Origin of the sequence: Shewanella sp. KT0246, from assembly GCF_019654955.1 — a bacterium.
GTDB classification, from domain to species: domain Bacteria; phylum Pseudomonadota; class Gammaproteobacteria; order Enterobacterales; family Shewanellaceae; genus Shewanella; species Shewanella goraebulensis.
Window position 1 is genome coordinate 83,023 of sequence record NZ_BPEV01000021.1, and the last position, 8,784, is coordinate 91,806.

The 8,784-nt window shown below is 41.2% G+C and carries 6 protein-coding genes; 1 reads left to right on the forward strand and 5 read right to left on the reverse strand.

All coding sequences use genetic code 11. The features are described 5' to 3' along the window. Positions 1–19: 19 nt before the first annotated feature. From sucA to sdhC, 5 genes are all read right to left on the reverse strand, one after another. The gene (gene sucA, locus K5Q58_RS12230) at positions 20–2,842 is read right to left on the reverse strand and encodes a 2-oxoglutarate dehydrogenase E1 component (protein ID WP_220754212.1); all 2,823 of its coding nucleotides are present in this window, start codon (positions 2,840–2,842) and stop codon (positions 20–22) included. 208 nt (positions 2,843–3,050) lie between these two features. Continuing rightward, the gene (locus K5Q58_RS12235; protein ID WP_220754213.1) at positions 3,051–3,758 is read right to left on the reverse strand and encodes a succinate dehydrogenase iron-sulfur subunit; all 708 of its coding nucleotides are present in this window, start codon (positions 3,756–3,758) and stop codon (positions 3,051–3,053) included. 10 nt (positions 3,759–3,768) lie between these two features. Then, positions 3,769–5,535, reverse strand: a complete 1,767-nt coding sequence (gene sdhA / locus K5Q58_RS12240) for a succinate dehydrogenase flavoprotein subunit (RefSeq protein WP_220754214.1) — start codon at positions 5,533–5,535, stop codon at positions 3,769–3,771. Next, positions 5,536–5,883, reverse strand: coding sequence for a succinate dehydrogenase, hydrophobic membrane anchor protein (gene sdhD / locus K5Q58_RS12245; RefSeq protein WP_055023360.1), 348 nt, complete (start codon positions 5,881–5,883; stop codon positions 5,536–5,538). Further along, the gene (sdhC, locus tag K5Q58_RS12250) at positions 5,877–6,272 is read right to left on the reverse strand and encodes a succinate dehydrogenase, cytochrome b556 subunit (RefSeq protein WP_102528518.1); all 396 of its coding nucleotides are present in this window, start codon (positions 6,270–6,272) and stop codon (positions 5,877–5,879) included. Before sdhC ends, sdhD begins: the two co-directional genes overlap by 7 nt. A gap of 415 nt (positions 6,273–6,687) precedes the next feature. On the opposite strand from sdhC, the gene K5Q58_RS12255 reads away from it, so the two are divergent. Continuing rightward, the gene (locus K5Q58_RS12255; RefSeq protein ID WP_220754215.1) at positions 6,688–7,974 is read left to right on the forward strand and encodes a citrate synthase; all 1,287 of its coding nucleotides are present in this window, start codon (positions 6,688–6,690) and stop codon (positions 7,972–7,974) included. The last annotated feature ends 810 nt before the right edge of the window (positions 7,975–8,784 follow it).

The following is an 8,784-nucleotide window of genomic DNA, read 5'->3' on the forward strand; positions in this document are numbered from 1 at the left end:
TTCCTTTTTATAAATTTTATTACGACAGTTTTAATGCGCTATTGATTAATTCTTCTTGCTGGCGAGCATGCAGAGCTGGATAACCACAAGCTGGTGCAGCAGATGCTTCACGTCCAGCGTAAGTTAACTGTGCGCCTGCAGGAATCGCTGCCCAGAAATGATGTTGGCTACAATACCAAGCACCCTGGTTTTGCGGTTCTTCCTGACACCATACAAAATCTTTAACATGCTGATACTCAGCAAGTGCTGCTTGCATTTCTTCTTGCGGGAACGGGTACAGTTGCTCCACACGTAAAATAGCAACGTTGGTGATTTCTTGTTTACGACGCTTGTCGAGTAACTCGAAATAAACCTTACCGCTACAGAAGACAACGCGATCAACCTTACTCGCGTCTAATGCATCAAGTTCACCAATCACACTCTGGAAACTTCCATTAGCAAGTTCATCAAGTGATGACACAGCTAGAGGATGACGCAGTAATGATTTAGGTGACATCACCACAAGAGGACGACGCATAGGACGTACAACTTGACGACGCAACATGTGATAAACCTGAGCCGGTGTTGAAGGAACACACACCTGCATATTGTGGTTAGCACATAATTGTAGGAAACGTTCAAGGCGAGCAGATGAATGCTCAGGGCCTTGGCCTTCATAGCCATGTGGTAACAACATAGTCAGACCACATAAACGGCCCCACTTTTGCTCACCAGATGACAAGAATTGATCGATAACCACTTGAGCACAGTTTACGAAGTCACCGAATTGCGCTTCCCAAATAGTTAACCCGCCAGGTTCAGCAGTGGCATAACCGTATTCAAATGCAAGTACTGATGCTTCAGATAATACCGAATCGATAATATCAATCTCACCTTGCTCATCGGCCACATTACGTAATGGCAAATAAGTTGTACCGTCATTTTGGTTATGTAGTACAGCATGACGATGGAAGAAAGTACCACGACCAGAATCTTGACCGGTAATACGAACACGTTTGTTATCTTCTAAGATAGACGCGTACGCTAAGGTTTCAGCAAAGCCCCAATCCAGTGGTTTTTCACCATTAGCCATTAACACGCGGTCTTTATAAATCTTAGCGACACGAGACTGAAGTTTGTGACTTTCTGGAATATCGACAATTTTTTGCGCTAGATTATTTAAACGCTCAAGTTTCATCGCGGCTTGATAGGTTTCATCCCATTCGCGGTTTAGATAAGGTGTCCAATCCACTGTGTGAAGTGTCATTGGACGCCATTCTTTAACCACACAATCGCCCGCATCTAATGAGTCACGATAAGTGTTCACTAAACCTGTCACATCATCTGCTGAAATACTGCTTTCTTCGATTAATCGATCGGCATAAATCTTACGCGGTGTCGGATGTTTTTTGATTTTAGCGTACATTAACGGCTGCGTAGCACTAGGCTCATCAGCTTCATTATGGCCGTGACGGCGATAACAGACTAAATCAATGACGACATCACGTTTGAATTCGTTGCGGTAATCAACAGCTAGCTGCGAAATAAAGGCAACAGCCTCTGGGTCATCAGCATTTACGTGGAAAATAGGCGCCTGAACCATTTTCGCGATATCGGTACAGTATTCTGTAGAACGAACATCTTCATGGTTAGAAGTAGTAAAGCCCACTTGGTTGTTGATAACGATACGAATACTACCGCCAACTCTGAAACCACGAGCTTGAGACATGTTGAATGTCTCTTGAACAATACCTTGGCCTGTAATTGCCGAGTCACCATGAATGGTAATTGGCATCACTTGTAAACCGTCAGTACATCCACGTCTATCTTGACGAGCACGAACTGAACCAATAACTACTGGGTTTACGATTTCAAGATGTGATGGGTTAAACGCTAACGCTAAATGGACATTGCCACCTGGCGTTTCAAAATCTGATGAGAAACCTTGATGATACTTAACGTCACCAGAACCTTGGACTTCGTCGTGTTTTCCTGCGAATTCATCAAATAATTCTGCAGGACGCTTACCTAAAACGTTAACAAGAACGTTTAAACGGCCACGGTGAGCCATACCAACAACGATTTCTTTAGTTCCAGCTTCACCAGCGCGGTATAAAATCTCGCGCATCATTGGAACTAAAGCATCACCACCTTCAAGTGAGAAACGTTTTGCGCCTGGGAATTTCGCGCCAAGGTATTTTTCCATACCTTCAGCAGCGTTTAGGCCTTCTAAGATACGTTTCTTAGTGGAGTTGTCATAATTTGCTTTACCTAAAGACGGTTCAAGACGTTGTTGAATCCAACGTTTTTCGTCTGTATCGGTAATGTGCATGTATTCAGCACCAATTGAACCACAATATGTGCTCTTAAGTGCGTGAACAATGTCAGCCAGTTTTAATGTGTCGCTACCGTATGCAAATGAACCTGTATTGAATTCACGCAACATGTCTTCAGCATCAAGACCATGAAACGCTGGGTCTAGTTCTTGAACGGCTTCGCGTTGCCATAAACCTAGAGGATCAAGATTGGCATTTTGATGGCCACGAAAACGGTGAGCATTAATTAATTGGAGAACTTTAACTTGCTTAGCATCTAATTCAGGGTCGGTTACACGGCTGGCGCCTTTGGCACGACTTTCTAATGCTAAACTGCGGAAATAATCACGTACTTTAGAGTGTGCAGCTTCAGGTATATCTTGAGAAGTACCATTTACCGCAGGGAGATTATCAAAGACGGCTTGCCAATCAGCAGTAACTGAACTTGGGTCCTCTTGATAGGCTTCATACATCTCTTCTACGTAGGTCGAATTTGAGCCACTTAGATGTGACGATTCGAGCCAAGCTTTCATGATGCCTTGGTGCATTACTTTTCCTTACAAACTTGATACACGTGCTTCGCCATAATCAAAATTACGATACCTTTTGCACCGCAATCGAATCGTATCTAACTATATAATTTTACAGAGTTAAATACAAAGGTCTTCCTAATACACACAAAGAGCCATCTACGAAGATGAAGATGGCTCTCATCAAGAGCTATTTAAGAGATAGTCCTAGCTCTACATTGTGCATTTATACTGCTCGCTTCAATAGCATTGACTTGATATGGCCAATAGCTTTTGTTGGGTTTAGCCCTTTAGGACAAACATCAACACAGTTCATAATACCGTGGCAACGGAATACACTGTAAGCATCGTCTAGACCAGATAAACGTTCTTCAGTCGCCGTGTCGCGGCTATCGATTAAGAAGCGATATGCATGAAGTAAACCACTTGGACCGATAAATTTATCAGGGTTCCACCAGAAAGATGGGCAAGCAGTTGAACAACAAGCACACATGATACATTCATACAAACCATCTAGATGAGCACGCTCTTCTGGGGACTGCAGATGTTCACGAGCCGGAGTTTTCTCATCATTGATAAGAAACGGCTTAATTTTTTCGTACTGAGTGTAGAACTGAGTCAGGTCAACAATCAAATCACGTACTACAGGCATACCTGGTAATGGACGAATTTCAATTTTCTTACCCTTGAAGGTAGAAACAGGCGTGATACACGCTAATCCGTTTTTACCATTCATGTTTACGCCATCACTACCACAAACACCTTCACGGCATGAGCGTCTAAATGACAACGAAGTGTCTGACTCTTTCAGCTTCATCAGTGCATCCAATACCATCATGTCGGTACCTTCATCCACTTCTAAGCTGTAATCCTTCATATAAGGCTTAGCATCTACATCAGGATTGTAGCGATAAACTGCAAATTCCAATTTCATCGTTCTGCTCCTAGTAAGTACGCTTGATAGGCGGGAATGCATCACGAAGCTTAGGCTCCATGTTCACTTCACGCTTTGTCATTTGTTCTGTGATTGGGTCAAAGACACTGTGACATAACCAATTGTCATCATCACGGTCTAAGAAGTCTTCACGAGAATGCGCACCACGGCTTTCTGTACGGAAGTTAGCAGCGTAAGCTGTAGCAATCGCAGTAGCCATCAAGTTATCTAATTCTAAGCATTCAATACGCTGAGTATTAAACTCTGAAGAGTTATCAGACAACTTAGCATTCGCTAAACGCTCGCGAATTGCTTTAAGCTCTTTAAGGCCTTCAGCCATTGCATCGCCACTTCTGAATACTGAGAAGTTAAGCTGCATACATAACTGTAAGTCTTTACGAATAACAGCAGGATCTTCACCATCTTTATTGCTTTCCCAGCGATTAAGACGATCAAGTGATGCTGAAATCTGTGCTTCAGATGGCGCAATAGGATCAGCAGTTTCATCTAGGGCTTTACCTAAGTGCTGACCTGCTGCACGACCAAATACCACCAAATCAAGTAGTGAGTTACCACCTAAGCGGTTTGCACCGTGTACTGATACACAAGCAATCTCACCTACAGCGAATAAACCTACAATATCTTGCTCAGTGCCATCACTATTTTGACGTACAACTTGACCACTAACTTTAGCGGGTAGACCACCCATCATGTAGTGACATGTTGGCAATACAGGGATTGGGCCATCTGCAGGATCAATATGCGCGAAAGTACGAGAAAGTTCACAAACCCCAGGAAGACGAGCTTCTAATGTTTCTTTACCTAAGTGATCAAGCTTAAGCAAACAATGCGGGCCTAGTGGACCATCTAATCCACGACCTTCACGGATCTCAGTCATCATTGAACGAGCAACAACATCACGTGAAGCCAAATCTTTTGCATTAGGTGCATAACGCTCCATGAAGCGTTCGCCATCTTTATTTAAAAGATAACCACCTTCACCACGACAACCTTCAGTTACAAGTACACCTGCGCCAGCAATACCCGTTGGGTGGAACTGCCACATTTCCATGTCTTGCATCTGAACACCAGCGCGCATTGCCATACCAACACCATCACCGGTGTTAATGTGAGCATTAGTAGTAGAAGCATAAATACGCCCTGCACCACCGGTTGCTAAAATGGTTGCCTTCGACTTAAAGTAAACAATCTCGCCAGTTTCAATTTCAATTGCAGTACAACCCACAATTGCGCCGTCATCGTTTTTAACTAAATCTAATGCATACCACTCAGAAAACACTTCAGTTTTGTGCTTAACATTTTGTTGGTATAAACAATGAAGCAAAGCATGACCTGTTCGGTCAGCTGCAGCTGCAGTACGTGCCGCTTGTTCGCCACCAAAATTCTTTGATTGACCACCAAATGGACGCTGATAGATAGTGCCGTTCTCGAAACGAGAGAAAGGGAGACCCATTTGCTCAAGTTCAATAACAGCTTCAGGACCTGTCTTACACATGAACTCAATTGCTTCTTGGTCACCGATAAAATCAGAACCTTTTACAGTATCGTACATGTGCTGTTCCCAATGATCTTCATGCGCGTTACCTAACGCAACAGTGATACCACCTTGCGCAGAAACCGTATGAGAACGTGTTGGGAACACTTTAGATAAAAGCGCACAGCTCTTACCTTCTTTAGAAATTTGTAAAGCCGCTCGCATGCCAGCGCCACCAGCGCCGATCACTACTGCGTCAAATTCGCGTACTGGAATACCCACTTAAACACCCCACACTATGATGATGCCTGCAGCTAGATAACAAAAAGCCGCTACGACAAATACGAACTGAAGTAATCCACGAACCGATACGTTTTTAACGTAATCAGTCAGAACTTGCCAAATACCAATCCACGAATGAATTAATACAGCAACAAGTGCCAGCAGAGTGAATACTTTCATTGGTAAGGTGCTAAACAGACCATGCCAAATTTCGTAAGTTAATGGGGCACTACAAGCAATAAACCCAACCATAAAAATGGTGTAACAGGTTAAAATTACTGCACTAGCACGGATTAAAATAAAGTCATGAACACCACTGCGTCCAAGGCTTGCTGCGTTGGTTACCATACCCAAATCCCCACTATGATTGAAAACGCCGCTGATAGAACAAAGGCGATTTTTGCTGATGCTAAGCCTGAGGCTAATTCTTCCCAACGACCGGTATCCATAATCAGATGACGTAAGCCAACGATTAAGTGATAACCCAACGCAGTAAGAATTCCCCAAATAACAAACTTAACCAGCAAGTTATCAAAAAGAGATTGTAGGCCAGCGAAACTCTCAGGAGATGCTAAAGATTCATTTAGCATCCAAATAAGAATACCGACAGCAAACAGCATGATGACACCGGATACGCGGTGAAGAATTGACGCAATCGCTGTTGCAGGAAAGCGAATGGTCTGTAGGTCTATATGGACAGGTCTTTGCTTTTTCACGTTCTGCTCACTCAGCTCCATTGAGCATTATTTTTATTATTCATCTTGTTTGCTTCTATTTGATACATCAAACTACTAATGTAAACAAATTGTTGAAACTTAACAGACTACTATCAAACACTTAACTATTTGAGAATTCACTAATTTAGCCAGCCAAAAAATGATTTCAAAAATGTGATGTTTGTCGCCCTTTGTGGGCGAGGCCAAGTATACTCAAGCCCATTGTCAAATACAAACGTCACACTATGCAAAATTTGTTTTTTTGTCTTTTTTTTCGTTTCAAGCCAATGCTGTCAAGGCGTCTAGCAAGGTTTATACCATGGTCTAATAAATTTAAACGCTTATTTAAATTGAAATGTGATCACGATTCACTGTAAAGTAATGTCCGCTTAACATGCCGCACTCACAGAAAAGAATGAAGTAAGGAGAACGGGGTATGGCTGACAATATAGCCAAATTAGAGTTACCGGGGAATGAATCAATCGAATTGCCAGTTAAGCAGGGAACTGCTGGCTTTGACGTAATCGATATCAGTAAATTAGGAAAGACAGGACATTTCACTTTTGATCCTGGTTTTTTAGCAACCGCTTCTTGCGAATCTGCTATTACCTATATTGATGGTGAGAAAGGTGTGCTTACACACCGTGGCTATCCAATTTACGAGTTAGCTACTGAATCTAACTATTTAGACGTTTGTTACTTGTTGTTGTATGGTGAATTACCAAGCAAAACTCAATACGAAGAGTTTGTTGCTATGGTTAAAAACCACACAATGGTTAATGAGCAATTAGCTTCTTTCTTTAGAGGCTTCCGTCGTGATGCACACCCTATGGCGATGCTATGTGGCGTTACCGGTGCATTATCTGCGTTCTACCAAGATTCTCTTGATGTAAATGATGAAAAACATCGTGAAATTGCGGCTTTCCGCCTAGTTTCTAAAATGCCAACGATTGCAGCAATGTGCTACAAATATTCAATTGGTCAACCTTTCGTCTATCCACGCAACGACCTAAGTTACGCAGGTAATTTCTTGTCGATGATGTTTGCTGTTCCATGTGAAGAATACAAAGTGAATCCTATTGTTGAAAAAGCAATGGACAGAATCTTTGTGTTACATGCTGACCATGAGCAAAATGCATCAACATCAACAGTACGTTTAGCCGGTTCATCAGGTGCTAACCCATTTGCATGTATCGCTGCAGGTATTGCTTCACTATGGGGTCCAGCTCATGGTGGTGCTAACGAAGCTTGTTTAAACATGCTAGAAGAAATTGGCAGTGTTGATCGTATTCCTGAGTTCGTTGCTCGTGCTAAAGATAAAGCTGATCCATTCCGTTTAATGGGCTTTGGACATCGCGTATACAAAAACTTCGACCCTCGTGCGAAAGTTATGCGTGAAACTTGTCATGAAGTTTTAGCTGAACTAAATGTTCAAGATCCTCTACTTGATGTAGCAATGGAACTAGAGCGCATTGCATTAGAAGACGAATATTTCGTATCTAAGAAGCTTTATCCAAATGTTGATTTCTACTCAGGAATTATCATGAAAGCAATCGGTATTCCTACTAGTATGTTTACAGTGTTATTTGCACTTTCTCGTACTGTTGGTTGGATTGCACATTGGAAAGAAATGCTTGACCAACCAGGTCACAAAATTAGCCGTCCACGCCAGCTCTACACTGGTTCTGAAGACCGTGATTTTGTAAGCTTAGATAAACGATAAAGTTCATTCCTATTGTTTATTAAAAAGCGCCTTTGAGGCGCTTTTTTTATGTCTGCAATTAATAATCAAGGCAATATGTCGGCAGTTATCTTACGAGACATTTAACCCACTATTCCACCTTCTTCCGTTCTTATTAGCTCAGAATCCATTCTTAATGTATAAACATAGTTTGATAAACCTAACGAGATTTTTTAGCAAACATAAAGGAGCATGATATCAATGAAAGTGCTCTACTAATTGATACTCTATTGGGCTAATCTGGTACTTACTCAAGCATTAAAGTAATAAGTCTTATCTATTAATAAAACGTGACAGCGACAATGGCTTTGCGTATTAATTTGGCATTATTAGATCCCTTACACCAAACACTAGAATCTGTTTGAAGTGGAGGTAGCGTCATTAATCATATAATGGATGGATGAATTATTTACTAATTTTTTAACTCATAAACTTTAATTTAACCGTTATAAGCAATTAAAATCTTACTTTCTAATCTTTAAATGTAGTAAATTTATTGACTAAACCTTAGCTAGTAAGAGTATATAACGTCTCAAATTTTATATTTAAACGAAAAATTAACAGCAAAATACAACCTAAAATACCATTCAAATCGATATGACCAATTTCAGTAAGTGTTTAACCAAAAAACTTTACCCACTTGACCAAGTAATATACTGAACGATAAATCCAACATTAAAAATTGAATGATTATTCATCAGCAAGCTTAATGTAATGTATCAATTTGCTGCACCAAGATGGATTTTTTACTGAAAAAAGAGTTTATTCAGCACTTTTTTATTCGAAATAAAT